The organism is Streptomyces sp. PCS3-D2 (assembly GCF_000612545.2).
In the GTDB taxonomy this organism is placed as follows: Bacteria; Actinomycetota; Actinomycetes; order Streptomycetales; family Streptomycetaceae; genus Streptomyces.
This window is the reverse complement of record NZ_CP097800.1, coordinates 6,358,720-6,384,569: the sequence shown is the minus strand read 5'-3', so window position 1 is coordinate 6,384,569 and position 25,850 is coordinate 6,358,720. Positions and strand designations below refer to the sequence as shown.

At 72.0% G+C, this 25,850-nt stretch carries 23 protein-coding genes and 1 riboswitch; of the genes, 7 read left to right on the top strand and 16 right to left on the bottom strand.

Going from position 1 to position 25,850, the window contains the following annotated elements:
• Positions 1–24 precede the first annotated feature (24 nt).
• The 10 genes from AW27_RS28630 to ribD form a co-directional block, all read right to left on the bottom strand.
• Entirely contained in the window at positions 25–1,059 is a 1,035-nt protein-coding gene (locus AW27_RS28630; protein ID WP_037926281.1) for a hemolysin family protein, read from the bottom strand.
• Positions 1,056–2,486, bottom strand: coding sequence for a hemolysin family protein (locus AW27_RS28625; protein ID WP_037926278.1), 1,431 nt, complete (start codon positions 2,484–2,486; stop codon positions 1,056–1,058). The genes AW27_RS28630 and AW27_RS28625 overlap by 4 nt, the downstream gene beginning before the upstream one ends.
• 199 nt (positions 2,487–2,685) lie before the next feature.
• Positions 2,686–3,150 (bottom strand): PH domain-containing protein, encoded by a 465-nt coding sequence (locus AW27_RS28620; protein ID WP_037926275.1) that lies wholly within the window; start codon positions 3,148–3,150, stop codon positions 2,686–2,688.
• A gap of 80 nt (positions 3,151–3,230) precedes the next feature.
• Positions 3,231–4,079 (bottom strand): ATP phosphoribosyltransferase, encoded by an 849-nt coding sequence (gene hisG / locus AW27_RS28615; RefSeq protein WP_037926272.1) that lies wholly within the window; start codon positions 4,077–4,079, stop codon positions 3,231–3,233.
• Between the two features lie 68 nt (positions 4,080–4,147).
• A complete protein-coding gene (locus AW27_RS28610; RefSeq protein WP_030775422.1) occupies positions 4,148–4,429 on the bottom strand; it encodes a phosphoribosyl-ATP diphosphatase in 282 nt (93 codons plus the stop codon).
• 107 nt (positions 4,430–4,536) lie between these two features.
• The gene (ribH, locus tag AW27_RS28605) at positions 4,537–5,022 is read right to left on the bottom strand and encodes a 6,7-dimethyl-8-ribityllumazine synthase (protein WP_007262951.1); all 486 of its coding nucleotides are present in this window, start codon (positions 5,020–5,022) and stop codon (positions 4,537–4,539) included.
• Between the two features lie 52 nt (positions 5,023–5,074).
• Positions 5,075–6,364 (bottom strand): bifunctional 3,4-dihydroxy-2-butanone-4-phosphate synthase/GTP cyclohydrolase II, encoded by a 1,290-nt coding sequence (locus AW27_RS28600; protein ID WP_052031169.1) that lies wholly within the window; start codon positions 6,362–6,364, stop codon positions 5,075–5,077.
• Positions 6,361–7,014, bottom strand: coding sequence for a nicotinamide mononucleotide transporter family protein (locus AW27_RS28595; RefSeq protein ID WP_037926265.1), 654 nt, complete (start codon positions 7,012–7,014; stop codon positions 6,361–6,363). The genes AW27_RS28600 and AW27_RS28595 overlap by 4 nt, the downstream gene beginning before the upstream one ends.
• Positions 7,011–7,640 carry a riboflavin synthase gene (locus AW27_RS28590; protein WP_037926262.1) on the bottom strand — a complete coding sequence of 210 codons (630 nt, stop codon included), beginning with the start codon at positions 7,638–7,640 and terminating at the stop codon, positions 7,011–7,013. Before AW27_RS28590 ends, AW27_RS28595 begins: the two co-directional genes overlap by 4 nt.
• Positions 7,641–8,705, bottom strand: a complete 1,065-nt coding sequence (ribD, locus tag AW27_RS28585) for a bifunctional diaminohydroxyphosphoribosylaminopyrimidine deaminase/5-amino-6-(5-phosphoribosylamino)uracil reductase RibD (protein ID WP_037926565.1) — start codon at positions 8,703–8,705, stop codon at positions 7,641–7,643.
• Between the two features lie 222 nt (positions 8,706–8,927).
• A riboswitch (FMN riboswitch) is annotated at positions 8,928–9,057 on the bottom strand.
• 297 nt (positions 9,058–9,354) lie between these two features.
• On the opposite strand from ribD, the gene AW27_RS28580 reads away from it, so the two are divergent.
• The 3 genes from AW27_RS28580 to AW27_RS28570 all read left to right on the top strand — a co-directional run bounded on the left by AW27_RS28580 (position 9,355) and on the right by AW27_RS28570 (position 13,533).
• On the top strand, positions 9,355–11,712 hold the full coding sequence (locus AW27_RS28580) for a chitinase C-terminal domain-containing protein (protein WP_037926259.1): 2,358 nt from the start codon (positions 9,355–9,357) through the stop codon (positions 11,710–11,712).
• Positions 11,713–11,803: 91 nt separating this feature from the next.
• A complete protein-coding gene (locus AW27_RS28575; RefSeq protein WP_236647784.1) occupies positions 11,804–12,703 on the top strand; it encodes an RNA polymerase sigma-70 factor in 900 nt (299 codons plus the stop codon).
• Positions 12,704–12,762: 59 nt separating this feature from the next.
• The gene (locus tag AW27_RS28570; RefSeq protein WP_037926256.1) at positions 12,763–13,533 is read left to right on the top strand and encodes an SDR family oxidoreductase; all 771 of its coding nucleotides are present in this window, start codon (positions 12,763–12,765) and stop codon (positions 13,531–13,533) included.
• Positions 13,534–13,615: 82 nt separating this feature from the next.
• Here the strand turns inward: AW27_RS28570 and AW27_RS28565 are convergent, their stop codons facing one another.
• Positions 13,616–14,758: an ROK family transcriptional regulator gene (locus AW27_RS28565; protein WP_037926254.1), complete on the bottom strand. Its 1,143-nt coding sequence runs from the start codon at positions 14,756–14,758 to the stop codon at positions 13,616–13,618.
• A 62-nt stretch (positions 14,759–14,820) separates the two neighbouring features.
• Between AW27_RS28565 and AW27_RS28560 the strand changes: the two genes are divergently transcribed.
• From AW27_RS28560 to AW27_RS28550, 3 genes are all read left to right on the top strand, one after another.
• Positions 14,821–16,059: an MFS transporter gene (locus tag AW27_RS28560; RefSeq protein ID WP_037926251.1), complete on the top strand. Its 1,239-nt coding sequence runs from the start codon at positions 14,821–14,823 to the stop codon at positions 16,057–16,059.
• 126 nt (positions 16,060–16,185) lie between these two features.
• Positions 16,186–17,583, top strand: a complete 1,398-nt coding sequence (locus AW27_RS28555) for a uracil-xanthine permease family protein (protein WP_037926246.1) — start codon at positions 16,186–16,188, stop codon at positions 17,581–17,583.
• A gap of 76 nt (positions 17,584–17,659) precedes the next feature.
• Entirely contained in the window at positions 17,660–18,301 is a 642-nt protein-coding gene (locus AW27_RS28550) for a DUF5995 family protein (RefSeq protein WP_037926243.1), read from the top strand.
• A 124-nt stretch (positions 18,302–18,425) separates the two neighbouring features.
• Here AW27_RS28550 and AW27_RS28545 read toward each other — a convergent pair whose 3' ends face one another.
• The 5 genes from AW27_RS28545 to AW27_RS28525 form a co-directional block, all read right to left on the bottom strand.
• Entirely contained in the window at positions 18,426–20,123 is a 1,698-nt protein-coding gene (locus tag AW27_RS28545; RefSeq protein WP_037926241.1) for a flavin monoamine oxidase family protein, read from the bottom strand.
• A 75-nt stretch (positions 20,124–20,198) separates the two neighbouring features.
• Positions 20,199–20,999: a carbon-nitrogen hydrolase family protein gene (locus tag AW27_RS28540; protein WP_037926238.1), complete on the bottom strand. Its 801-nt coding sequence runs from the start codon at positions 20,997–20,999 to the stop codon at positions 20,199–20,201.
• A gap of 161 nt (positions 21,000–21,160) precedes the next feature.
• Positions 21,161–21,898, bottom strand: a complete 738-nt coding sequence (locus AW27_RS28535; protein ID WP_037926235.1) for an SAM-dependent methyltransferase — start codon at positions 21,896–21,898, stop codon at positions 21,161–21,163.
• Between the two features lie 83 nt (positions 21,899–21,981).
• Positions 21,982–22,437, bottom strand: coding sequence for an Lrp/AsnC family transcriptional regulator (locus tag AW27_RS28530; protein ID WP_030027017.1), 456 nt, complete (start codon positions 22,435–22,437; stop codon positions 21,982–21,984).
• Positions 22,438–22,447: 10 nt separating this feature from the next.
• Positions 22,448–23,938 carry an amino acid permease gene (locus AW27_RS28525; protein ID WP_037926232.1) on the bottom strand — a complete coding sequence of 497 codons (1,491 nt, stop codon included), beginning with the start codon at positions 23,936–23,938 and terminating at the stop codon, positions 22,448–22,450.
• A 634-nt stretch (positions 23,939–24,572) separates the two neighbouring features.
• Here AW27_RS28525 and AW27_RS28520 point away from each other — a divergent pair.
• Positions 24,573–25,751, top strand: coding sequence for a GDSL-type esterase/lipase family protein (locus AW27_RS28520; protein ID WP_078556885.1), 1,179 nt, complete (start codon positions 24,573–24,575; stop codon positions 25,749–25,751).
• The last annotated feature ends 99 nt before the right edge of the window (positions 25,752–25,850 follow it).

Genomic DNA, 25,850 nt, shown 5'->3' with positions numbered 1-25,850 from the left:
GACGGCCGGGGCTGTCCTTGCCGGTCAGGCCGGAACCCGGTGCGCCGGGTCGCGGACCTCTCCGACCAGCATCTCCAGCACGTCCTCCAGGGCGACCAGGCCGAGGACCCGGCCCGCCTGGTCCGCGACCTGGGCCAGATGGGTGGCGTCGCGGCGCATGACGCCGAGGGCGTCGTCCAGCGGGACGGTGGCGCACAGTGTGGTCATGCGGCGCCAGACCCGCTGGGGCACGGCTCGTTCCCGATCCTCCAGGTCCAGTACGTCCTTGACGTGGAGGTAGCCCATGAAGGCTCCGCTGTCGGCCCGGACGGGGAACCGGGAGTAGCCGGTCCGCACGGTCAGTTGTTCGATCTGCCGCGGGGTGACGGCCGGGCCGACCGTGACCAGGCGCTCCCGGTCGAGGAGGACGTCGGTGACGGGGCGGCTGCCCAGTTCCAGTGCGTCCTCCAGCCGCTCCTGTTCGACCTGCTCCAGGAGTCCGGCCTGCCGGGAGTCCTGGAGGAGCCGGCCCAGCTGGGCGGAGGTGTAGGCGGCCTCGACCTCGTCCTTGGGCTCGACCTTGAAGAGCTTCAGGACCAGCTTGGCGCAGGCCCCGAGCGCGGTGGTGACCGGCCCGCAGAGGCGGGCGAAGGCGACCAGGCCGGGGCTGAACCACAGGGCGGTCTTCTCGGGGGCGGCCATGGCGAGGTTCTTGGGGACCATCTCGCCGATGACCAGGTGCAGGAAGATCACGGCGGCGAGCGCGAGGGCGTACCCGAGCGGGTGGATCAGCCCCTGCGGCACGTGGACGGCGTGGAAGACGGGCTCCAGCAGCCGGGCCACGGTGGGTTCGGCGACCGCGCCGAGGGTGAGCGAGCAGATGGTGATGCCGAACTGGGCGGCGGCCATCATCAGGGGCAGGTTCTCCAGGCCGTGGAGCACCTGGCGGGCCCTCTTGGACTCCGCCGCGAGCGGCTCGATCTGGCTGCGCCGTACGGAGACCAGAGCGAACTCGGCGCCGACGAAGAAGCCGTTGGCGAGGACGAGGAGCAGTGCGAAGACGAGCTGGAGGGCGTTCACCGGGCGGCGCCTTCCAGTTCGGCCCGCTGCGGGGCGGGCTCGCCGCGGCGGCCGGAGCCGGGCACGGCGGCGCCGGCGGGGCCCGCGGGCTTCCGGAGCCCCCCGGCGGCGGGTACGGCCGCCAGCCGGACCAGCCGGACGCGTTCCGCCCGGTTGCGGCCGACCCTGCGGACGGACAGCTTCCATCCGGGGAGATCCGCGCGGTCCCCGGGGGCGGGGATCCGGCCGAGCAGGTCGGCGACGAGTCCGGCGACCGTCTCGTAGGGGCCCTCGGGCACCTCCAGGCCTATCCGACGCAGGGTCTGCACGCGGCAGCTGCCGTCGGCCTCCCAGGAGGGGCGGCCGTCCTCGGCGGCCACGGCGGCGAGTTCGGGGGTCTCGTCCTCGGCCAGGTCGTGCTCGTCGCGTACCTCCCCGACGAGTTCCTCCACGATGTCCTCCAGGGTGACGACGCCGGCGGTGCCGCCGTACTCGTCGACGACAACGGCCATCGGCTGTTCGCTGCGCAGCCGCTCCAGCAGCGGCTGCACCGGCAGGGAGCCGGGCACCAGCAGCGGGGGGACGCAGATCCGGCCCACGCTGATGCGGTCGCGCTCGCTCTCGGCGACGGCGAGGGCGTCCTTGAGGTGGACCACGCCGGTGATCTCGTCGATGCGTTCGCGGTAGACGGGGAAGCGGGACAGGCCCGTGGCCCGCGTCAGGTTGAGCACGTCGGCCGCGGTGGCCGTGTGCTGGAGGGCGCTGACCTTCACCCGGGGGGTCATGACGTGCTGGGCCGTGAGCTCGCCCAGCGACAGGGTCCGGACGAAGAGGTCGGCGGTGTCCTGTTCGAGGGCGCCGGCTTGGGCCGAATGGCGTACCAGGGAAACCAGTTCACCCGGGGTGCGGGCGGAGGCCATCTCCTCGGTGGGCTCCACGCCGAGGGCCCGTACGAGCCGGTTGGCGACGGCGTTGAGACCGGCGATGACCGGCCGGAAGACGCGCGAGAAGACGTGTTGCGGGCCGGCGACGAAGCGGGCCACCTGGAGGGGCCGGGAGACCGCCCAGTTCTTCGGGACGAGCTCGCCGACGACCATCTGGACGGCGGAGGCGAGCAGCATGCCGATGACGACGGCGACGCCGGAGACGGCTCCCTTCGGGAGGCCGGTCGCGGAGAGCGGCCCGGCCAGCAGTGCGGCGAGGGCGGGCTCGGCGAGCATGCCGACCACGAGGGAGGTGATGGTGATGCCGAGCTGGGTGCCGGAGAGCTGGAAGGACAGCTCACGCAGGGCCTTGACGACCGTGCGGGCACGGCGGTCTCCGTCGGCTGCGGCGCGCTCGGCCTCGGGGCGTTCCACGGTGACGAGGCCGAACTCGGCCGCCACGAAGAATCCGTTGGCGAGGATCAGGGCGAAGGCCGCCGCGAGCAGGAGTAGCGGGATGGTCATGCCGCCGCCTCCGCGGAGAGGGCGGCGCGGGTATTACCGGACGATCCGTCCATTGCTGGAGGGAGTCACTCCTCAAGTTGCAGGTGCCCGCGGGCCTCGGGGTCCGGGGCCGGTGGGAGGGCGCACGGCTGCGCCCCGCCACCAGGGTAGTCACTGGGATCGTGGCCGCAACGGTAGGCGGCGACGAGGTTCGGCGGGGTCAGCTGTCGTCCGTGCCGGTTCCCCGGATTTCCGCGAGGGCGCGCAGGGCGCGCGCGTCGCGGATGGCCTGCTGCCGGGCCACGCCCGGCTGGATGCCGAGCACGGGCAGGCTGGTGCCGTCGCTGAGGTCCAGGAACACCCACGGGTCGCCGGGGCGGAGGTTGACCCGGAGGATCTCGGCCCACGCCAGGCGGCGGGTGTTGGTGAGGTTGACGACGGTCACGCCGTCCTCGTCTGCGACCACCTTGGGGCGGCTGAGCAGGACGAGGACGGAGGTCAGCAGGACGGCCGTGAACACGAAGCTGATCCGCTCGCCCGGCTGGAGGCGTTCCAGCATCACGGCGATGGCCGTGATGGTGGCGAACATGGCGAGTCCGACGCCCAGCAGGACCACCCGGGTGCGGGTCGGCCGGAAGGTGACCGGCAGGGCGGGCGGTGCGGGCGGTGCGGCGGACTCGGCCATGGTGCGTTGCCTTCTGGTGCGGCGTGCGGCGTGCGGAGGAGGAGGAGGCGGTGTGTCGGCCCGGGGCCGGCGGACTGCCCCTACAGGCGGCAGGCGTGGATCGAGGTGGTGAGGATCGCGCGTGCGCCCAGCTCGTACAAGTCGTCCATGATGCGCTGGGCCTCCTTGGCGGGGACCATGGCACGGACCGCGACCCAGCCCTCGTTGTGGAGCGGGGAGACGGTCGGCGACTCCAGGCCCGGGGTGAGGGCGACGGCGCGCTCGAGGTGCTCGGCGCGGCAGTCGTAGTCCATCATCACGTAGCTGCGGGCCACGAGGACGCCCTGGAGGCGCCGCAGGAACTGCTGGACCTGCGGGTCCTCGGCGTCGGCGCCGTTGCCGCGGATGACGACGGCCTCGGAGGTGAGGATCGGCTCGCCGATGACCTCCAGGCCGGCGTTGCGCAGGCTGGTGCCGGTCTCGACGACGTCCGCGATGATCTGGGCGACACCGAGCTGGATGGCGGTCTCGACAGCGCCGTCGAGGTGGACGACGGAGGCGTCGATGCCCTGGTCGGCCAGGTGCTTGGCGACGATTCCCTCGTACGAGGTCGCGATCGTCAGGCCGGTGAAGTCCTCGGGGCCCTTCGCGGTGCCGGGGGTGGTGGCGTAGCGGAAGGTGGAGCGGCCGAAGTTCAGCGGGAGGATCTCCTCGGCGCTGGCGCCGGAGTCGAGCAGCAGGTCACGGCCGGTGATGCCGATGTCGAGCTTGCCCGAGGAGACGTAGATCGCGATGTCCTTGGGGCGGAGGTAGAAGAACTCCACCTCGTTCTCGGGGTCGACGACCACGAGTTCCTTGGACTCCTTGCGCATCCGGTAGCCGGCCTCATGGAGCATCGCCGACGCCGGTCCGGAGAGTGAACCCTTGTTGGGGACGGCGATGCGCAGCATGGGGCTTCCTTTGATGCGTGGTGTGCAGGGTGGACGTGCTGGGGAACGGGCCGGCGGGTGGCCCGGACTCAGAGGTGTGCGTAGACGTCGTCGAGGGAGATCCCGCGCGCGACCATCATCACCTGGACGTGGTACAGCAGCTGGGAGATCTCCTCGGCGGCCGCTTCCTTGCCCTCGTACTCGGCGGCCATCCAGACTTCGGCGGCCTCCTCGACGACCTTCTTGCCGATGGCATGGACGCCCTTGTGGACGAGTTCGGCGGTGCGGGAGGTGCCGGGGTCGCCTTCGGCGGCCTTGTGCTGGAGCTCGGTGAAGAGCTCTTCGAAGGTCTTGGAGGGTTTGTTCGCCATGATGTCCTTAGAGTACGGGCTCACCCGGGTGTCCCGGTGCCGGGGTTCACTCTGTGGACCAGGGGATGTCGTGCCGGTCGGGACCGGCCTGACCGGCAGGACGCCCCCTAGCGCCAGGGCTCGCTCACGGTACGCAGGGTCATCGCGGTGGAGACGGCGGCGGTGACCGCTTCGTGCCCCTTGTCCTCGTTCGAGCCTTCGAGGCCGGCACGGTCCAGCGCCTGCTCGTCGTTGTCGCAGGTGAGCACTCCGAAGCCGACGGGAACCCCGGTGTCGATCGACACCTGGACCAGGCCCTGGGTGACGCCCTGGCAGACATAGTCGAAGTGCGGGGTGCCGCCGCGGATGACCACGCCGAGGGCGACGATGGCGTCGTAGCCTCGGCCGGCCAGCACCTTCGCCACGACCGGGAGCTCGAAGCTGCCGGGCACCCGGAGCAGCGTCGGCTCGTCGATGCCCAGCTCGTGCAGGGCCCGCAGGGCTCCGTCGACCAGTCCGTCCATGACCTTCTCGTGCCACTGGGCCGCGATCACGGCGACGCGCAGGTCTCCGCAGTTCTTCACGCTCAGTTCGGGTGCGCCCTTGCCGCTCACAGCTCTGCTCCTCGGTGGTGGGTGGTGGTACGTACGGGGTGGTGGTGCGTGCTCACTGGTTGCCGCAGGCGGACGTGGTCACTGTCCCGTCCAGCCAGGGCAGGTCGTGGCCCATCCGGTCCCGCTTGGTGCGCAGGTACCGCAGATTGTGCTCGCCGGCCTCGACCGGCATCGACTCCCGGCTGGCGACCGTGATGCCGTGTGCCTCCAGGGCCGCGGACTTGTCGGGGTTGTTCGTCAGCAGCCGGACGCTGTGCACGCCGAGGTCGGCGAGGATCTGCGCGCCGGCCGCGTAGTCGCGGGCGTCGGCCGGCAGTCCCAGCTCCAGGTTGGCGTCGAGGGTGTCGCGGCCGCGCTCCTGGAGCTCGTACGCGCGCAGCTTGGACAGCAGTCCGATGCCGCGGCCCTCGTGGCCGCGCAGGTAGACGACGACGCCGCGGCCCTCGGTCCTGATCCGTTCCATGGAGGCGTGCAGCTGGGGGCCGCAGTCGCACCGTTGGGAGGCGAAGATGTCGCCGGTCAGGCACTCGGAGTGCATGCGGACCAGGATGTCGGAGCCGTCGCCGATCTCGCCGTGGACGAGGGCGACGTGCTCGACGCCGTCGACGGTGGAGCGGTAGCCGTGGGCGGTGAACTCGCCGAAGGCGGTCGGCAGGTTGACCTCCGCCTCGCGGCGCACCTTGGGCTCGGCGGAGCGGCGGTAGGCGATCAGGTCCTCGATGGAGATGATCGTCAGGCCGTGCTTGCGGGCGAAGGGGATCAGCTCGGGCAGGCGCAGCATGACGCCGTCCTCGCCGGCGATCTCCACGATGGCTCCGGCCGGGCGCAGGCCCGCGAGGCGGGCGAGGTCGACGGCGGCCTCGGTGTGGCCGTTGCGGACCAGGACGCCGCCGGGCTTGGCGCGCAGCGGGAAGACGTGGCCGGGGCGGACGAACTCGCCGGGGCCGCTGACACCGTCGGCGAGGAGCCGCAGGGTGGTGGCGCGGTCGGCGGCGGAGATGCCGGTGGTGACGCCGTGGGCGGCGCTCGCGTCGACGGAGACGGTGAAGGCGGTCTTCATCGACTCGGTGTTGTTCTGCACCATTTGAGGGAGTTCGAGCCGGTCCAGCTCGGAGCCCTCCATGGGGGCGCAGATCAGGCCCCGGCACTCGCTCATCATGAAGGCGATGATCTCGGGGGTGGCCATCTCGGCGGCGATGACGAGGTCGCCCTCGTTCTCGCGGTCCTCGTCGTCGACCACGACGACGGGCCGGCCTGCGGCGATGTCGCGGACGGCCTGCTCGACGGGGTCGAGGCGGAAGGTCTCTTCGGGGATGTCGGGCACGGGCTTGAGGCTGGTCATGCCGCTGCTCCTTCGAGGGCCGGGGCGGGGTTGGTGCGGGAGCGCCGGTACCAGTCGTAGGCACCCCACACCACGAGGGCGAAGTAGACGACGTAGACCAGTCCGGAGAAGGCCAGGCCGCCGGTGAAGGCGAGGGGGACGCCGACGAGGTCGACGAGGAGCCAGGCGAACCAGAACTCGACGAGGCCGCGGGCCTGGGCCACCATCGCGACGATGGTGCCGACGAAGATGTAGGCGTCGGCCCAGGGGCTCCAGGAGAGTGCCGGGTAGAGCGTGAAGAGGCCGCCGACGGCGAGCGTGCCGAGGGCCGCTGCGGCGAGGAGCAGTCCGCGTTCGGCCCAGGTGGCGGTGCGCACGGCGATGGAGCCGTCCTGGGCCCGCTGTCGGCCGCTCTGCCAGGCGCGCCAGCCGAAGACGGCCACGCCGATGACCAGGAGTTGCTTGCCGACGCCGCCGGCGAGGTGCGCGGAGGCGTAGGCGGCGATGAGGATGAGGCCGGACAGCAGCTGGGCGGGCCAGGTCCATATGGAGCGGCGCCAGCCGAGGGCGAGCGCGGCCAGGCCCATCAGGTTTCCGATCATGTCGGACCAGATGACCTGCTGGCCGAGGACCGTGAAGGCCTCCGCGTTGAGCCAGTTCAGGGCGGTCACCGGGAGTCTCCCGCCGGGTCGGCGCGCAGCGGGTCGACGCCGGCGGCCAGCAGGCGCTCGACGTACTTGGCGAGGACGTCGACCTCCAGGTTGACCGGGTCGCCGGGCTGCTTGATGCCGAGGGTGGTCAGCGCGAGGGTGGTGGGGATGAGGCTGATGGTGAACCAGTCGGCTGCGGCCTCGACGACGGTGAGGCTGACGCCGTCGACGGTGATGGAGCCCTTCTCGACGACGTAGCGGGAGAGGTGCTCCGGGAGGGCGACCTTGACGATCTCCCAGTGCTCGGAGGGGGTGCGCGAAAGGATCTCACCCGTGCCGTCGACGTGGCCCTGGACCAGGTGGCCGCCGAGCCGTCCGCCGAGGGCCATCGGGCGCTCCAGGTTGACCCGGGAGCCCGCGGTCAGGGCGCCGAGGCTGGAGCGGTTGAGGGTCTCCTGCATGACGTCGGCGGTGAACTCGCCGTCGGCGGTCTCCACGACGGTGAGGCAGACGCCGTTGACGGCGATGGAGTCGCCGTGTTTGGCGTCCTGGGTGACGAGGGGGCCGCGCAGCCGGAAGCGGGAGGCTTCCCGGAGCGGCTCGACGGCGGTGACCTCGCCCAGTTCTTCGACGATTCCGGTGAACACTCAGTGCTCCTTGGGGGCGGTGGCGGGAAGGGCGGTGATGCGCAGGTCGGGGCCCACCCGGACGACCTCGGTGATGTCGAGGCGCAGGGCGTGGGTGATGTTCGTGATGCCGGCGTCGCCGAGGGCGGCGGGGCCGGCGCCGAGCAGGGCGGGGGCGAGGTAGCCGACGACGCGGTCGACGGCCCCGGCTTCGAGGAAGGCGCCCGCGAGGGTGGGTCCGCCTTCCAGGAGCAGGGAGCGCACGCCGCGGGCGTACAGCTCGGCCAGGAGTCGGTCGAGCGGGATGCGGCCGTCGCGCGGGGGCAGCCGGAGCAGGTCGACGCCGGGCAGGTGGCGGGTGTCGGCATCGTCGGCGACGACCAGCAGGGTGGGTGCGGCGGCGTCGAGGACGCGGGCGGTGGGCCGGAGGGCGGCGCGGGTGTCGAGGGCCACGCGCAGGGGCTGGGTGGCACCGTCGACGCCGCGGACGGCGAGGTGCGGGTCGTCGGCGCGCAGGGTGCCGCCGCCGACCAGGACGGCATCGACCTGGGCGCGCAGCCGGTGGACGTCGGCGCGGGACTCTGCGGAGCTGATCCAGCGGCTGCTGCCGTCGGCGGCGGCGCTGCGGCCGTCGAGGGTGGCGGCGTACTTCCAGGTCACGTGGGGGCGGCCGAGGCGTACGGAGGTCAGCCAGGCGGTGTTGCCGGCCTCCGCCTCGGCCCGCAGCAGTCCGGCCTCGGCGTCGATCCCGGCGGCGCGCAGGGTGGCCGCACCGCCGCTGGCCTGCGGGTTCGGGTCGGGGACTGCGTAGACCACGCGGGCAACGCCGGCGTCGGCGAGGGCCTGCGCGCAGGGGCCGGTGCGGCCCGTGTGGTTGCAGGGTTCGAGGGTGACGTAGGCCGTGCCGCCGCGGGCGGCGGCACCTGCGGCGCGCAGGGCGTGGACCTCGGCGTGCGGGCCGCCGGCCCGCTGGTGCCAGCCCTCGCCGACGACGGCGCCGCGGGCATCGGTGATGACGCAGCCGACGACCGGGTTGGGGCTGGTGGAGCCGAGTCCGCGGGCGGCGAGTGCGATGGCCCGTCGCATGGCACGGGTACCCGCGTCGGGTGCGGGCGCTGCGTGCGCGGCGTGTGTCGCCACCGGGTCCTCCTGCCTCATCGGGCACGGACTCCGGGGCCTGTCGGGATACGACAGATGGAGCGGAACAGCCCACACGGGGACGCCGAGGCCGGAACAACGGCTCTACCGGGCACATCCGGGGGGATGTGCCGATGAACCGCCGACGGCGGCGTACCGGTGACTGGCCCGCCGCGCACTGCCTCCCATCCGGACTTTAACCGTCGGTCCAGGAATTTCACCTGGTCAACCGGCCGCTGGCTGCGGACGGGTCGCGGACTATACCGCCGGTTCGGAATTACACCGACCCCGGAGTGCGCTGCTACTGGTACTCCAGCCAGTTTGCCACGACCGATCGCCCGCCATGCGGGGGATGCGATGTGGCCTGGCTCACAGAGGGTGACTCCGGGGGCGCCCCGGCGCGAACCAGGACAAGTAGTGGCGCGACTGGTCCAGACCTATTGACGGGTTGGTCTAGTCCTTTTAACGTTCCCTTCATCTCCCCGGGAACAGCCCGTCAGATGTGCGCACGTCACGGGCCAACAAGCTTCTGCACCAGTCACGTTGCTCCATGTTGTGTCCATTCGTGTCCTGCATCCTCCCCTCCCCAGGAGGCACAATGCTGTCCCCCACACGCGCGAGAGCGCTGCTCCTGGCATCCGGTGCCGCAATCGCCGGACTGCTGGTCGGCGGACTCTCCGCGGGCGTCTCGCACGCGGCAGACAACGAGAGCTGTCGCCCCGACGGCCTCTACAAGACGGCCGGTGTCGACGTCCCGTACTGCTCGGTCTACGACACCGAGGGCCGCGAGAAGATGGGCGCCGACCACCAGCGCCGCGTCATCGGCTACTTCACCGGCTGGCGCACCGGCAAGAACGGCCAGCCGTCGTACCTGGTCAACAACATCCCGTGGGACAAGATCACCCACATCAACTACGCGTTCGCGCACGTCGGCAGCGACAACAAGATCTCGGTCGGCGCCGACGGTGCGACGAACGAGGCCACCGGGATGACCTGGCCGGGCGTCGCCGGGGCCGAGATGGACCCGTCGCTCCCCTACAAGGGCCACTTCAACCTGCTGACGAAGTACAAGAAGCAGCACCCCGACGTGAAGACCCTGATCTCCGTCGGCGGCTGGGCCGAGACCGGCGGCTACTTCGGCGCGGACGGCAAGCGCGTGGCCTCCGGCGGCTTCTACAGCATGGCCACCCACGCGGACGGCTCCGTCAACCAGGCGGGCATCGACACGTTCGCCCAGTCCTCGGTGGACTTCATCCGCACGTACGGGTTCAACGGCGTCGACATCGACTACGAGTACCCGACCACGATGAAGGACGCCGGCAATCCGCTGGACTGGCAGATCGCCAACGCCCGCCGGGCCGGCCTGGTCAAGGGCTACGACGCCCTCATGAAGAGCCTGCGCCAGAAGCTGGACGCGGCCGGCGCCGCCGACGGCAAGCACTACCTGCTGACCGTCGCAGCGCCCTCCTCCGGCTACCTGCTGCGCGGCATGGAGACGTTCCAGATGCAGCAGTACCTGGACTACGTCAACATCATGTCCTACGACCTGCACGGCGCCTGGAACGAGTACGTGGGCCCGAACGCCTCGCTCTTCGACGACGGCAAGGACGGCGAGCTCGCCGCCGCCGGCGTCTACGGCTCCCAGCAGTACGGCGGGATCGGCTACCTCAACACGGACTGGGCCTACCACTACTTCCGCGGCTCCATGCCGGCCGGCCGGATCAACATCGGCCTGCCCTACTACACCCGCGGCCACAAGAACGTGCAGGGCGGCACCGACGGCCTGTGGGGCAAGGCCGCGGCGACCAGCTGCCCGGCCGGCTCGGGGCTGACCAAGTGCGGTGACGGCGCGGTCGGCATCGACAACCTGTGGCACGACAAGGACGACAACGGCAACGAGTCCCCGGCCGGCTCGAACCCGATGTGGCACGCCAAGAACCTGGAGAAGGGGATCGTCGGCGACTACGTCACCCAGTACGGCTTCCCGGCGAACACCTCCCTGACCGGCACCTACACCCGCAAGTACGACTCGACCCTGGTCGCGCCGTGGCTGTGGAACGCGCAGAAGAAGGTCTTCCTCTCCACCGAGGACGAGCAGTCGGTGGCCGCCAAGGCCGACTACGTGGTGGACCGCGGCATCGGTGGCACGATGGTCTGGGAGATGGCCGGCGACTACGGCTGGAACGCGGCCAAGGGCCAGTACGAGATGGGCTCGACGCTCACCTCGCTGATGTACGACAAGTTCAAGGCGGCCGCCCCGTACGGTGCGACGAAGGCGGGCGCCACCGCCCTGCCGACCCGGGCCGTGGACATCACCACGCAGTTCACCGAGTTCAAGCTGGGCGACTCGAACTACCCGATCACCCCGAAGATCAAGATCACCAACAACACGGGGACGGCACTGCCCGGCGGAACCGAGTTCCAGTTCGACTACTCGACCTCGGCCCCGAACAACGCCTCCGACCAGTCCGGCTTCGGCACGAAGATCATCAGCAGCGGCCACACGGGGAGCAACGTGGGCGGCCTGAAGGGCGACTTCCACCGGGTGTCGCTGAAGCTCCCGGCTTGGCAGTCCCTGGCCCCGGGCGCCTCCGTCGACCTGGCCTTCAACTACTACCTGCCGGTGTCCACCCCCTCCAACTGGACGGTGAACATCTCCGGCACGACGTACGCGCTCGCCGGTGACCTGGCGCGCGGCACCACGGTCGGCGAGCCGGGCGGCGGCAGCACCCCGCCCACCACTCCCCCGACCACACCTCCCACCACACCCCCCACGACCCCGCCGCCGACCGGCGGGACCTGCACCAACCCGGCGTACGTCGCGGGCACGATCTACAACAGCGGCAACGTCGTCTCCCACCAGGGCCACAACTGGAAGGCCCAGTGGTGGACCCAGAACGAGGAACCCGGCACCACCGGCGAATGGGGCGTCTGGAAGGACCAGGGCGCCTGCTGAGCGCCCGCCGAGAACGTGAGGGGACCCGGTGGCCCGGCGGCCACCGGGTCCTCCCGCCTTCCCGCCGGACCCGGCCTCGTAGGCTGGCCCGGTGATCACACATGTCGCCCCGTCCGTAGCGGATTTCGAGGAACACCGGCCCCGGATGTTCGGCATCGCCTACCGCATGCTCGGCTCGGCCGCGGAGGCCGAGGACATCGTGCAGGACGCATACCTGCGCTGGGACTCCGCGGACCGGGCCGCCGTCGAGCACCCGGGGGCCTGGCTGGCCAAGGTCGTCACCAACCTCTGCCTCAACAGCCTCACCTCGGCGCGGGCCAAGCGCGAGAGGTACGTCGGCCCCTGGCTGCCGGAACCGGTCCTCACCGGGGACGGCACCCTCGGCCCGCTGGAGTCGGCGGAGCAGCGGGACAGCGTGTCCATGGCCCTGCTCCTGCTGCTGGAGCAGCTCACCCCGGTCGAACGCGCCGTGTACGTGCTGCGCGAGGCCTTCGCCTACAGCCACCGGGAGATCGCCGGCCTCCTCGACCTCGGGGAGGCCAACTGCCGTCAGATCTACCGGCGCGCGGCGGGCCGGATCGCCGCCGAGCGCGAGGCCGCGCCGGAAAAGCGGTTCTCCGCCGATCCGGAGCGGTGGCAGGGGCTCGTGGACAGCTTCCTGGCCGCCGCACAGAGCGGGGACCTCACCCGACTGGAGGGGGTGCTGGCGGCCGACGTGCGGTACGTGTCGGACGGCGGCGGCGTGGTCAACGCGGCGCGGCGGCCGATCCTGGGGCGCGACAACGTGGCCCGCTTCGCGATGGGCGCCATGGCGAAGTACGTGGCCGGGGTGCCGGTCAGCGTCGCGGAGGTCAACGGATCGCCCGCGCTGCTCTTCGGCGAGGTGGCAGTTCTGCTGGTGGAATTCGAGAATGGGCTGGTCAGCGAGATCAGCACGGTGGTCAACCCGGAGAAGCTGGAATTCATCCGGCGGCAGCTGTCACATTCCTGAAGGCTGTCCGGTCCAGTTGGTGGACACACCCCGCACACCACCAGGGAAGGACCGGCACCATGGGCACCATCGTCGTCACGGGAGGCACCGGAACGCTCGGCTCACTCGTCGCCGAACGACTGCGGGCGGGCGGGCACGACGTCCGCGTGCTCAGCCGACACGCCCCGGACCACCCCGTCGACCTCCGGGACGGCAGCGGCCTGGACGCGGCGCTGTCGGGCGCGGCGGTGATCGTGCACTGCGCGAGCAACACGCGCGGGGCCGGCAAGGGCGACGACAAGGCCGCCGGGAACCTGATCGAGGCTTCCCGGCGGGCCGGGACCGTCGCGAACATCGTCTACATCTCGATCGTCGGGGTGGACGCGGTCCCGCTCGGCTACTACAAGCGCAAGCTCCGGGTGGAGCGGCTGCTGGAGGCGTCGGGGCTGGGCGTGACGATCCTGCGCACGACACAGTTCCACGACCTCGTGGCGATGGTGGCGGACACGGCCGCCAAGCTGCCCGTCGCACCGATCCCCAAGGGCGTATCCGTACAGCCCATCGCGGTGGGCGAGGTCGCCGCCCGCCTGGCGGAGCTGGCGGTCCCGACCCCGTCAGGCCGGGTCCCGGACATGGGCGGGCCGCAGATCCGTAGCCTGCCGGACCTGGCCCGCGTCTACCTGCGGGCGACCGGCCGCACCCGCCGCGTCCTCCCCCTCCCCCTGGCGGGCAGAACCTACGCCGCCTTCCGCCGGGGCGGCCACCTGGCCCCCACGCACGCGGTCGGCCACGAGACGTTCGAGCAGTTCGCGGCACGGCGGAGACACGGCGGGGCGGGGACGAAGGCCTGAGGGCGGCTTCGGTGGGCGGGGGCTGCGGCGAGGGGCTCCAGCACGACCGTGATCGATCGGCGCGGCGGGGCCCGCCCGGCCCTCACGCCCCGAACAGCACGCCCTGGGCCGCTTCGCGGGCCGCCAGGCGGGCACCGGCCAGGACCGCCGGGTCGCCCAGGGTCGTGGCACGGATCTCCGTCGGGACCGGGGTCAGTTTCGCCAGGCGGTGGGAGACCCGGGCGGCCAGGGCGGGACCGCCCGCGCGGCCGAGTTCTCCCGCGAGGACCACGCAGCCGGGGTCGAGGAGGGCCGCGGCGGCCGCGGCGCCCAGGGCGAGGCGCTCGGCGAGGGCTTCGAGGAAGGGCTCGCCGGCGGCTCCGGTGACGGCCTGCTCCGCCGGGCCTGCGTAGCCGTGTCGGCGCGCCAGAGCAGTGACGGCGTCCCGGCCGACCAGGGCGTGGAACCCGCCCGCGCAGTCGGCGGCCGAGGGGAGGCCCCCGGTGCCCGGTACGGGCAGGAAGCCGATCTCGCCCGCGCCGCCGGAGGCGCCCCGGCGCAGCCGGCCGTCCAGGACCACGGCCGCGCCCACCCCCGCGCCGAGCCAGAGCAGGACGAAGGAGTCCAGGTCGCGGGCGACGCCCAGGCGCTGCTCGGCGAGGGCGGCCAGGTTGGTCTCGTTCTCTACGACGACGAGGGCGGGCAGGGTCCGCTGCAGGGCCGTGACCAGGTCACGGTGCCAGGCCGGAAGGCCGATGGTGTCGCGGAGTTCGCCGGTGGCGGGGGCGACGAGGCCCGGGGCGCCCACGACGACGGTGTGCAGTTCGGCGGCACCGGCCTCGTGGGCGGTCCGCAGCAGGGCCGTGACGGCGTCCTCGGGTGCGCCGACGGGCAGGGCGGCTTCGGCCAGGGGATGGCCGAGCAGGTCGGTGACGACGGCGGTGACCCGGTCGGTGCGGACGTCGAGCGCGGCCAGGTGGGCGCGGCCGGCGACGATTCCGTAGAGCTTGGCGTTGGGGCCGCGGCGCTGTGCCCCGGATTCGCCGACGACCTCGATGAGGCCCGCTGCGGTGAGCCGGTCGACGAGGTCGGCGACGGAGGGGCGGGAGAGGCCGGTCATGTTCTTGAGCTGGGCTGCCGTCAGCGGCCCGGAGTCCTGGAGGAGTTGCAGGGCGAGGCGGTCGTTGATGGCCCGGGCCGTACTGGGTGAGGCGGGGGACGGTACCGGGGTGCGGGCTGGAGTCACGGCGCCATCCTAGGAGTCGGGCCCATTATCTATCAGGCAGGTTCCCTGATAGTTTATGCGTCATGACCGGGGACACCGACCTCAGCCCGGCGCGCCTGCGCCGTGCCCGCATCGCCATCGCCACCGTGTTCTGCGCCCACGGCGCGGTCACCGGCTCCTTCGCCACCCGCATCCCCTGGATCCAGGAGCACGCCCAGCTCAGCGCGGGCACCCTCGGGCTCGCGCTCGCCTTCCCCGCCGTGGGCGCTGCGCTCGCGATGCCGCTGGCCGGACGGATCAACCACCGGTTCGGGGCACGGGCCGCGCTACGGGGGCTGCTGGCGCTGTGGACCCTGTCGCTGATCCTGCCGAGCCTCGCCCCGAGCCTGCCGGTCCTGTGCCTGGTGCTGCTCGTCTACGGGGCCACCGCCGGCATGTCGGACGTGGCGATGAACGCGCTGGGCGTGGAGACCGAGAACCGACTGGGCCGCTCCATCATGTCCTCCCTGCACGGCATGTGGAGCGTGGGCGCGCTGCTCGGTTCCGCGGCCGGCACGGTCGCCGCGCACGCCGGCACCGACGCCCGGCTACACCACCTGTTCGCCGCGCTCGTGCTGACCGCGGGCGGCCTGGTCGCCGTACAGGGGGTGCTGGACCTGCGCAGCGACGGGGACGCGCAGGCACCCCCGCACTTCGCCCTGCCGCCCCGGTCCGCGCTGCTGATCGGCGCGATCGGCTTCTGCGCGGTGTTCGCCGAGGGTGCGAGCCTGGACTGGTCGGCGGTCTACCTGCGGGACGTCCTGCACACGGACGCGGGCCTCGCGGCCGCCTCGACCACCGCCTTCGCGCTGACCATGGCCGTGGCCAGGCTCGTCGGCGACCGGGTGGTGGACCGCTTCGGGCCGGTGCGCACGGTCCGCGCGGGTGGCGTGCTGGCCACCCTCGGCGGGCTGCTCGTCGTCGGGGTCCGGCATCCGGCGGGGGCGCTGGCCGGTTTCGGACTGATCGGGCTCGGCATCGCGGTGGTGGTCCCGCTGGCCTTCGCCGCGGCGGGGCGCAGCGGGCCGGCCCCGGCACAGGCGATCGCGGGTGTCGCGACGATCACGTACACGTCGGGGCTGATCGCGCCGTCGGCGATCGGCGCGGTGGCGGACGCGACCTCGCTGGTCGTGTCGTTCGGGCTGGTGACCGTGTTGGCGTTCGCGCTGGTGATCGGCGCCGCGGTGCTGCGCCCGAGGCCGGTGACGGGGCAGTCCGGGGGCGGGGTCGCCGGGAACGCCGGATCGGCCGGCAGGGATGAACCTGTCGATATCCGGCCGTAATATGTCGACTGGCCGCAGCGGCACCCTGTCACGCTGCGGCTTCGATGTGTGCGCGGCCGCTGCCGTGCGCGTCCGGAGGACCGGGACAACCAGTGAACCGGGACAACCGGTGAAGAGGAGTGGAACATGCGCCTCGGCGTGGGCTGGACCCTGCACGGAGACGGGCGGACCCCCGCCCCCGGCGCGGTGGTCCGGCCGGAGGAGCGGCTGACGTGGCCGCGGACCGCCGGGCTGGGCGCCCAGCACGTCGTGGCGATGTTCGGCGCGAGTTTCGTCGCGCCGGTGCTGATGGGCCTGGATCCGAACCTGGCCATCATGATGTCCGGCATCGCGACGGTGATCTTCCTGCTCGCGACGCGCGGCCGGGTGCCCTCGTACCTGGGCTGCTCGCTGTCCTTCGTCGGTGTCGCCGCGGCGATCCGGGCGTCGGGCGGAGACAGCGCCGTGGTCACGGGCTCCGTGTTCGTCGTCGGAGTGGCGCTGTTTCTCGCCGGTCTGGCGGTGCGGCGCTTCGGCGCGCGCGTCATCCACACGGCGATGCCGCCGATCGTGACGGGCGCGGTGGTGATGCTGATCGGCTTCAACCTGGCCCCGGTGACGGCGTCGACGTACTGGCCGCAGGACCAGTGGACGGCGTTGCTGACCATGCTGTTCACCGGGTTCGCCGTGGTGTGCCTGCGGGGCTTCTGGTCGCGCGTCGCGATCTTCCTCGGGCTGGTCTTCGGCTACGCGATCTCATGGCTCTTCGACCGGCTCTTCGGGAAGATCCACTCGACGGTGGGCGGGACGGCGGCGGTGGACCACTGGCGTCTGGACCTCTCCGCGGTCGCGGAGGCCGACTGGATCGGACTGCCGTCCTTTCACGGACCGTCCTTCGAGTGGTCGGCGATCCTGATCGCCCTGCCCGTGGTGATCGCGCTGATCGCCGAGAACGCCGGCCACATCAAGGCCGTGGGAGAGATGACCGGCGACCCCCTGGACGACATGTTGGGCACGGCCATCGCGGCGGACGGCGCCGCGTCGATGCTGTCCACGGCGGTGGGCGGCCCGCCCAACACCACCTACTCGGAGAACATCGGCGTCATGGCGGCCACCCGGGTCTACTCCACGGCGGCGTACTGGGCCGCGGCGGGCTTCGCGCTGCTCTTCGGGCTGTGCCCCAAGTTCGGCGCGGTCGTCGCGGCGATCCCGGGCGGCGTCCTCGGCGGCATCACCGTCATCCTGTACGGCATGATCGGCCTGCTCGGCGCCCAGATCTGGATCAACGGCCGGGTGGACCTGCGCAATCCGCTGAACCTGGTCCCGGCCGCCGCGGGCATCATCATCGGCGTCGGCGGGGTGAAGCTGCAGATCACCGACGACTTCGAGCTGGGCGGCATCGCACTGGGCACGATCGTGGTGATAGGGGGCTACCACGCGCTGCGATGCCTCGCCCCCGCGCACCTGAAGCCGCAGGAACCGCTGCTCGATGCGGGCACGTCCGGCTATGACGACGGCGGGGAGGCGGAGGACAAGCCCCGTTGACGGGGTTTCGCCCGAACCGGGGAAGCGTACGGCCAAGTTCCCCGGATCCGTGCCGGCGCCTGCGACTCTGCCTCCCATGGAAGCGGTGCTGGCGCGGATGCGCGCCCTGGAGGAGCGGCTCCCGCCGCGGGACGGTGTCGCCGTCTTCAACCGGGTCTACCTGACGGTGACGGAGGCCCTGCACCATCGGATCGAGCACGGGGGTTTCCCGGCGCCGCGGCGCGCGGCGACCCTCAGCGTGCGGTTCGCGGAGCGGTACCTGGCGGCGGTGGAGGCGGACCGGGCTCCGGCCTGCTGGCGCCCGTTGCTGCAGTACCGCCGCCACCCAGGGATCCGGCCGCTCCAGCACGCGCTGGCCGGGATCAACGCCCACATCGGTCACGACCTGGCGCTCGCGGTGGTCGCCACCTGCGGTGAGCTGGACTGCGAACCGCGGGCCCTGGAGGCGGACTTCGACCGGGTCGGCGACACGCTGGTCTCGTTGGAGGAGCACATCCGCGAGGACCTGATGCCGGGTCCGGACCTGCTGGAGATCGCCGATCCGCTGACCCACCTGGTCGGCTCGTGGAGCCTGGAGCGGGCCCGCGCCGGTGCCTGGTCCGCGGCCCGGCTGCTGTGGACGCTGCGCCGCGCGCCGGACCTGGCCGAGGAGTTCGCGGACTCCCTGGACGCATGCGTGGGCCTGGTCGGCCGCTGCCTGCTGACTCCCCGCGGCTGAAGGGAGGGGCCCGGCCCCGTGGACAAGCGCGGGCTCCGCTCGGGGCCCGGTACGGGAACGGGCCGCCGGCCCGCGTGCTGACGGCGCGGGGCGACGGCCCGTGGATCGCGGGACCGGGAGGGGGTCAGTCCTCCGGGAGTTCGACCGGGGCGATCTCGTCGTAGACGTCGCCGGGGCCCGGGTTGGTGGAGTCCGTGGACCCGCCGAGGTGGTGCATGACGCCCCAGACCGCGTTCAGGGCCGTCTGGACCGCGCCCTCGGCCCAGCCCGCCGTCCAGGAGATGTCGTCGCCCGCGAGGAAGATGCCGCGCTTGTCCTCGGGGAGGCGGTCCTGCATGAAGTGGGTGTACAGGCGGCGCTGGTAGCGGTAGTGGCCGGGGAGGTTGGCCTTGAACGCGCCCATGAAGTAGGGCTCGTCCTCCCAGGAGACGGTGACCGGGTTGCCGATGATGTGGCGGCGGATGTCGACCTTGGGGTAGATCTCGCCGAGGGACTTCAGCATGACCTCCATCCGCTCGTTCGCGGACAGCGGCAGCCACTTCAGGCTGTCGTCGCACCAGGTGTACGACAGGCAGATGACGGCGGGCTTGTCGGGGCCGTTGTCCAGCAGGTAGGTGCCGCGGGTCATGCGGTCGGTCAGCGTCATCGACATGACGTCGCGGCCGGTCTCCTCGTCCTTGTCCAGCCAGAACGGCCGGTCGACGGGGACGAACAGCTTGGACGACTCCATGTAGTGGGTGCGCTCGATCGCCGTCCAGTGGTCGATCGGGAACAGCGTGTCGTCGCACTCGATCTTCGACAGGAGCATCCACGACTGGGCCGTGAAGATCGCGGCGCGGTACGTGCGGATGTCTCCGGAGGAGTCCGTGACCGTGATCCGGTTGCCCGCCGTGCGGTGCAGTCGGGTCACCGCCGGGCGCGGGGTGCCGTCGTGGAGGGAGGACAGCGAGGTCCCCTGGGCCCAGTGGACGATCTTCTCGGGCTCGCGCTCCCACAGGCGCAGCGGCAGCTGCTGCGAGCCGCCGACGATGCCGCGGTGGTGGTCGTCGGCCTCGGTGTAGACGACGCGCAGGATTTCGAGGATCGAGTTCGGGAAGTCGGTGTCCCAGCCGCCGGTGCCGAAGCCGACCTGGCCGAAGATCTCGCGCTTGCGGAAGGACTTGAAGGCCTCCGACTTGCACAGGAAGCCGTAGAAGGTCTCGTCGTCGAGCTTCTCGACGAGCTTGGCCCAGATCTCGCGGATGCGCGGGACGTCCCGCTCGCGCATCGCGGTGTTCATGTCGGAGAAGTCGGCGCCCTCGTCGAGGCAGGCGTTCCAGGCCTCGGCGACGTCGCGGTAGATCTGCGGGAGGTCGGCGATGGTCTCGGCGTAGTGGGTCTCGCCCTTGAGGTCGACGACCGTGGAGGGGGTGGCCTCGGCGAGCGGGTTCGGGAAGGGCTCGGTGACCAGGCCGACGAGGTCGATGTAGTGCTGCAGGGCCGTGGAGGAGGGCGGGAAGCGCATGGCGCCCATCTCGGCGGTGAGGCCCTCGGTCTCGGCGCCCTCGAAGCCGACGGTGCGCAGGCGGCCGCCGATCTGGTCGGCCTCGTAGACGACGGGCTTGAGGCCCATCTTCATCAGCTCGTAGGCCGAGACGATGCCGGAGAGTCCGCCGCCGATGACGGCGACCTCGGTGCCGAACTCGGTCGCGGGTATCTGGCCGAGGCCCGCCGGGTGGGCGAGGAAGTCGTCGTAGGCGTACGGGAAGTCCGGACCGAACATGGTGATCGGCGGCTGTCCGTCACTGTGCGGGACGGCGGTGGTGGGCACCGTGGACGTCATGGGGTACGACTCCTTGCGGGGCAGGGCTCGGGGGTGGAGCGGTGGGGGCGGGGTGCGGCGGGATACCGGCGGGGGTCAGACGAGCGAGGCGTAGAGCCCGGGCCTGCGGTCGCGCAGGTAGGGGTTGTTCTCGCGCGAGGCGCTGAGCAGCTCGGGGTCGACCTCGCCGAACACCATTTCCTCGCCGCGGCCTGCGCGGGTGCGGGTGGCGCCGTCGGGGCTCGCCAGGCAGCTGAGACCGACGAACTCGAACTCGCCCTCGGGGCCGGTGCGGTTGACGTACGCGACGTACATCTGGTTCTCGAAGGCCCGGACGGGGACGAGGTGCTCGGCGACGAACTGGAAGGGGTGCATCTGGGCGGTCGGCACCAGGAGGAGGTCGGTACCGGCGAGTGCGTGGGCGCGGACGTTCTCGGGGAACTCCACGTCGTAGCAGATCATGATGCCGACGCGGATGCCGCCGAGGTCGGCCTGGACGACGGGGGCGTCGCCGGGGGTGAAGGCGTCCTGCTCGAAGCAGCCGAAGAGGTGGGTCTTGCGGTAGTTCGCCAGGGAGGCGCCGTCGGGGCCGATGAGCTGGGCGGAGTTGTAGACCGTGTCGCCGTCCCGCTCGGGGTAGCCGTAGAGGACCGCGAGTCCGTGGCGGCGGGCGATCTCGCCGATGGCCCGGGCGGAGTCGCCGTCGTGGGCCTCCGCGAGTCCGGGGACGGCGTCGAGGTCGAGCGCGTAGCCGGTCAGGAACATCTCCGGCGCCACCAGCAGCCCGGCCCCCGCCTGTGCGGCGCGCTCGGCGGCCTCGTCGAGCGCCTTGAGGTTCTCGGCGACGTCGCCGAGGACTCCGGAGCTCTGGAGGAGGGCGGTGCGCAGCGGGGGCATGGGCGTACCTCTGTGGCAGGAGGGGTGTATGCGGTCCTATGAACGGTACGTTTCGCCCTCCCGGCGCAACAAGGCGCCGATGTTGCGCGCTGCTGTGCGATTCGTTGCGCGTTACGGGGCTCTGGCGGCGATTCGTTGCGTCCGATGGCCGCAGGGGCCGGTCAGTCGGCGGTCCGGCGCAGCAGGAGGGTGGCGAACCCCCAGGTGGCGCGGTATCCGCGGAGCCATGCGGCGCGATGGCCGTTCGCTGCGTCGAGGGCTTCGGCGCTGTCCGGGTGGTCGGGGTGGTCGAGGGCCCAGGCGGCCAGCGAACCGGTCCAGGACCACTCGTAGTCGTCGCGTTCCTCGCGGGTGCTGAGGTGACCGTACACCGGGGTCCAGCCGGCTGCTGTGACCTGGTCGACGAACGTGGGCAGGTCCGGGAGCCGGCCGAAGGTGTCGAGGTCGGCGGGGGTGGGCGGGTGCTCCCAGTAGCCGTCTCCGACGAGGGCGTGGCCGCCGGGGGCGAGGTGGGCGCGGGCGGCGTCGAGCGTGGCCGGGAGCCCGCCGAAGGCGTGGGCCGCGCCGACACTGAGGACCAGGTCGTAGGGGTGCGGGTCGGTGTGGTCGGCGGCGGGCCGCCGGTGCAGGGAGAGTCGGTCGGCGACGCCGAGGGCCTGTGCCGCGCCGGCGGCCCGGTCGAGGGCGGTCCCGGAGACGTCGACGCCGACGCCGTGCACGCCGGGGCGGTCGCGCAGGGCCCGCAGCAGCCACTCGCCGGGGCCGCAGCCGAGGTCGAGGACGCGTTCGGTGCCGCGGGCCAGCGCGCGGTCCAGGAGCCGGGCCACGGCGCCGTCGCCCAGCGGGGCCGCGATGGGGTGGTGGGTGTGGGCCAGGTGGGAGATCGTTTCTCGGTTCACCCGTACACCGTCCCGGTCCGGGACGCTCCGGGCACCCGGTTTTCCGTCCGGCGGCGCACGAGGCGCGCGGGACGACGGGGCGGCTACGCGGGGGCGCCCGAGGTGAAGCGGCGCAGCAGCGGGGAGAGGACGAGGACGGACTTCGTGCGCTCGACGAAGGGCTCGCCCGCGATGCGTTCCAGGACCCGCTCGAAGTGCCGCATGTCGGAGGCGAAGATCTGGACGAGGGCGTCCGCGTCGCCGGTGACGGTCGACGCGGACACCACCTCGGGGTACCGCTCCAGTCCTCGCCGGATGTCGTCCGGCGAGGTGTTGTGGCGACAGTAGATCTCGATGAAGCCCTCGGTCTCCCAGCCCATGGCGGCCGGGTCGACGCGGACGGTGAATCCGGTGATGGCGCCTTCGGCGCGCAGCCGGTCCACGCGCCGCTTCACGGCGGGGGCGGAGAGCCCGACCTCGGAGCCGATGTCCGCGTAGGAGCGGCGGGCGTCCTCGGCGAGGGCGTGCACGATGCGTTCGTCGAGATCGTTCAGTCGCACGGGGGGTGAATCACTTCTGTTCAGCGACCTCCGCGGCCGGGGCGGCCACGTCGGCCACGGTGGCCAGGCTGGAGCGGCGCATGCCGTAGAAGAAGTAGATCACGAGCCCGACCGCCATCCAGCCACCGAACACCAACCAGGTGGCCAGCGGCAGCTCGGTCATGAGGTACGCGCAGAAGAGGAAGCCCAGGATCGGGGTGACCGGGAAGAGGGCGACCTTGAAGGTGCGGTTCATCTCGGGGCGGGTGTAGCGCAGGATGACGACCGCCACGTTGACCAGGCCGAAGGCGAAGAGCGTGCCGATGCTGGTGGCGTTGGCCAGTTCACCCAGCGGGATGAAGGCGGCGAGGAGTCCGCAGAAGAGGCAGACGATGATCGTGTTGACCTTCGGGGTGCCGGTCTTCTCGTCGACCTTGGCGAAGGCCTTCGGCATCAGGCCGTCGCGGGACATGGCGAAGAGGATGCGGGTCTGGCCGTAGAGGACGGCGAAGACGACGCTGGCGATGGCGACGACCGCGCCGGCGGCCAGGATGACGCTCCAGAAGGAGTGGCCGGTGACGTCTTCCATGATCTGGGCCAGGGCGGCCTCGCTGCCCTCGAACTCCTGCCACGGCATGGCGCCGACGGCGACCAGGGCGACGAGGCAGTAGATCGCGGTGACGATCAGCAGCGAGAGCATGATCGCGCGGGGCAGGTCCCGCTTCGGGTCCTTGGCCTCCTCGCCGGCCGTGGAGGCCGCGTCGAAGCCGATGTAGGAGAAGAAGAGCATGGAGGCGGCGGTGCTGATGGCGGTGACGCCGAGCGGGGCCAGCGGGGTGTAGTTGCCGGCCTTGATGCCCATGAAGCCGATCACGATGAAGAGGCCCAGCGTGACGATCTTGACGGCGACCATGATCGTGTTGATCCGGGCGCTCTCCTTGGCGCCGCGCAGCAGGAACACCATGCAGAGCAGGACGACGACCAGCGCCGGCATGTTGATGTAGCCGCCCTCGCCCAGCGGAGCGGAGAAGCCCTCGGGGATGGTGACGCCGAGCGTGCCGTCGAGCAGCTCGTTGAGGTACTGGCCCCAGCCGACGGCGACGGCGGCGACCGAGACGCCGTACTCCAGGACCAGGCACCAGCCGCAGACCCAGGCTATGAGCTCGCCCATGGTGGCGTAGGCGTAGGAGTACGAGGAGCCCGAGACGGGGATGGAGCCCGCGAGCTCGGCGTAGGAGAGCGCCGAGAAGAGCGCGGTCAGGCCCGCGACGATGAAGGCGATGAAGACGGCCGGGCCGGCGATCGGGGTGGCTTCGCCGAGGACGACGAAGATGCCGGTGCCCAGGGTCGCGCCGATGCTGATCATGGTCAGCTGCCACATGGTGAGCGAACGCTTGAGCGCGCCGCCTTCGCCCTGGCCGCCTTCGGCGACCAGCAGCTCGACCGGCTTGCGGCGGAGCAGCGGGTTGGCGGGCCTGCGGGGCTCGGAAGCGAGCGGTGGCGCCTGGCCGTGGTCGAGCACGAGGGGACTCCTTGTCACTGCGGATCGGAGAGGTCGGGGATGAGGCGTCGACCGCGACGGTCCGGAGCAGGACAGGGCCCGACGGAGGAAGGGCCTGGCATGGGGGACCGCCGAGCAGGCGATCCGCGCCACTCCACGTACAGCGAGTGAGCCTACGAGCTGAGTGATACCGCCCGTAATGGACCATCCTTGCACATTGGCGCACGATCATTGCGCGGATCGGTCACGGACAGTTGTTTGTTGCGTAGGGATGATCGATCGCTGCGCGGGCCGCCGGAGACCCGCTCCATTGACACTTCGTCAGATCCGTCGCAGCCTGCGGCCCGGATCCGGACGCGCTCCGCACGATCGGCGCGCCGGTGCCGGTGCCGGTGCCGGTGCCGGCACCGGTGGCCCGAGGCGCGCCGCACACGGCAGCCGTGCCCACCGGGCCCACCGCGGCCACCCGGATCGCATCGGTGCCGCCCGGCGGCGGTGGAAGCAGGCCGCCGCGGGGTACGGGTGAACGCGGTGGCGGCGCGGCCGCCACGTGCTCCCCCGTCCCACCGTTGCCCTCGTATGGGGCGGGGCAGAAGCCCGTGGTGGACGGCGGGGTCGGCGTGGAGTTCCCGTACCCGACGATCGGAGGCGAAGGATGAGCGCACCGGTGCACGACGAGGGGCGGCCGGGACCGCGGCAGGAGCGGGCGGGGCGGCCCGGACGGGCGGTGTGGCCGGACCGGCGACAGGAGGAGCAGCAGCGGGACGACCGGCGGCAGGGCGACCGGTGGCGGGCCGAGCGGCGGGGCGCAGGGCGGGACGAGGTGCCCGGCGGATGGCAGGACCCGCAGCCCTTCCTGCGCGGGATCGCCTGGCTGGACAAGGGCAGTCCGGTGCGCGCCGACCCCGCCGACACGATGCGGCTGCCCTGGGACACCGGCGAGCGGGCCACCCTGCCCATCGGGGTGCGCCTGGAGTTCACCACCGAGACCGCGACGGCGGTCGAGATCCGCTACCGGGCCACCGTGCCCGGCCCCACGGACGCCCTGCGCGACCTCGCTCACGGCTTCGCCCTGTGGGACCGCCACGGGGTGGTCAGCGAGGTGTTCACCGAACCCGCCGCGGAGGCCGTCGTACGCATCGGGCTCGGGGGTGGCGACGGGCCTTTCCACGGTCCCTTCACCATCCACCCGCCCGAGAACCAGTCGCCCGTCGTGCTCGGCCTGCGCGGGATCGGCGGCGCCCTCGCGCCCGCACCGCCCACTCCGCGCTGGGTCGTCCACGGCGACTCCATCACCGAGGGCTGGTGGGCCACCCGCCCTGCCCACGGCTGGCCCTCCGTCGCCGGCCGAGCCCTCGGCTGGGACACCGTCAACCTCGGCTACGCGGGCGCAGCGCGCGGTGAACTCGCCACCGCCGAACAGCTCTCGGGGCTACCGGCGGACGTCCTGACCCTCGCCTTCGGCACCAACTGCTGGTCCCGGGTGCCGTTCTCCGCGCCGCTGCTGTACGAGACCACGCGCGCCTTCCTCGAACTGGTCCGCCAGGGGCACCCGCGGACCCCCCTGCTGCTGGTCTCCCCCGTGCTGCGGCCCGACGCCGAACGCACCCCGAACCGGCTCGGCGCCACGCTGGGCGCGCTGCGCGACGCGATGGAGCGCGCCGCCCACGACCGGATCACCGCCGGTGACGCCCGGCTCGCCGTCCTCCCCGGCCGTGACCTGCTCGGACCCGAACACCTCGCGGACGGGCTGCACCCCAACGACTCCGGACACCAGGTGCTCGGCCTCGCTGTGGCCACGGCCCTGGGGCGCGCCGGGTTCGGGGCGGGGTGAGTGAAACAGCCCACACCGGACGCGGTGAACAGATCCCGTCCACCAGGGCGTGTCCTGTGCACAGTTGCCGCCGCTGGGGGCGACGGCACAGACAGACAC

Bases quoted from the DNA above. Each gene is read 5' to 3' on its own strand.
- AW27_RS28625 (WP_037926278.1), bottom strand. From the start codon at position 2,486: ATGACCATCCCGCTACTCCTGCTCGCGGCGGCCTTCGCCCTGATCCTC.
- AW27_RS28620 (WP_037926275.1), bottom strand. From the start codon at position 3,150: ATGGCCGAGTCCGCCGCACCGCCCGCACCGCCCGCCCTGCCGGTCACC.
- hisG (WP_037926272.1), bottom strand. From the start codon at position 4,079: ATGCTGCGCATCGCCGTCCCCAACAAGGGTTCACTCTCCGGACCGGCG.
- AW27_RS28610 (WP_030775422.1), bottom strand. From the start codon at position 4,429: ATGGCGAACAAACCCTCCAAGACCTTCGAAGAGCTCTTCACCGAGCTC.
- AW27_RS28600 (WP_052031169.1), bottom strand. From the start codon at position 6,364: ATGACCAGCCTCAAGCCCGTGCCCGACATCCCCGAAGAGACCTTCCGC.
- ribD (WP_037926565.1), bottom strand. From the start codon at position 8,705: ATGCGACGGGCCATCGCACTCGCCGCCCGCGGACTCGGCTCCACCAGC.
- AW27_RS28580 (WP_037926259.1), top strand. From the start codon at position 9,355: ATGCTGTCCCCCACACGCGCGAGAGCGCTGCTCCTGGCATCCGGTGCC.
- AW27_RS28570 (WP_037926256.1), top strand. From the start codon at position 12,763: ATGGGCACCATCGTCGTCACGGGAGGCACCGGAACGCTCGGCTCACTC.
- AW27_RS28560 (WP_037926251.1), top strand. From the start codon at position 14,821: ATGACCGGGGACACCGACCTCAGCCCGGCGCGCCTGCGCCGTGCCCGC.
- AW27_RS28555 (WP_037926246.1), top strand. From the start codon at position 16,186: ATGCGCCTCGGCGTGGGCTGGACCCTGCACGGAGACGGGCGGACCCCC.
- AW27_RS28550 (WP_037926243.1), top strand. From the start codon at position 17,660: ATGGAAGCGGTGCTGGCGCGGATGCGCGCCCTGGAGGAGCGGCTCCCG.
- AW27_RS28545 (WP_037926241.1), bottom strand. From the start codon at position 20,123: ATGACGTCCACGGTGCCCACCACCGCCGTCCCGCACAGTGACGGACAG.
- AW27_RS28540 (WP_037926238.1), bottom strand. From the start codon at position 20,999: ATGCCCCCGCTGCGCACCGCCCTCCTCCAGAGCTCCGGAGTCCTCGGC.
- AW27_RS28520 (WP_078556885.1), top strand. From the start codon at position 24,573: ATGAGCGCACCGGTGCACGACGAGGGGCGGCCGGGACCGCGGCAGGAG.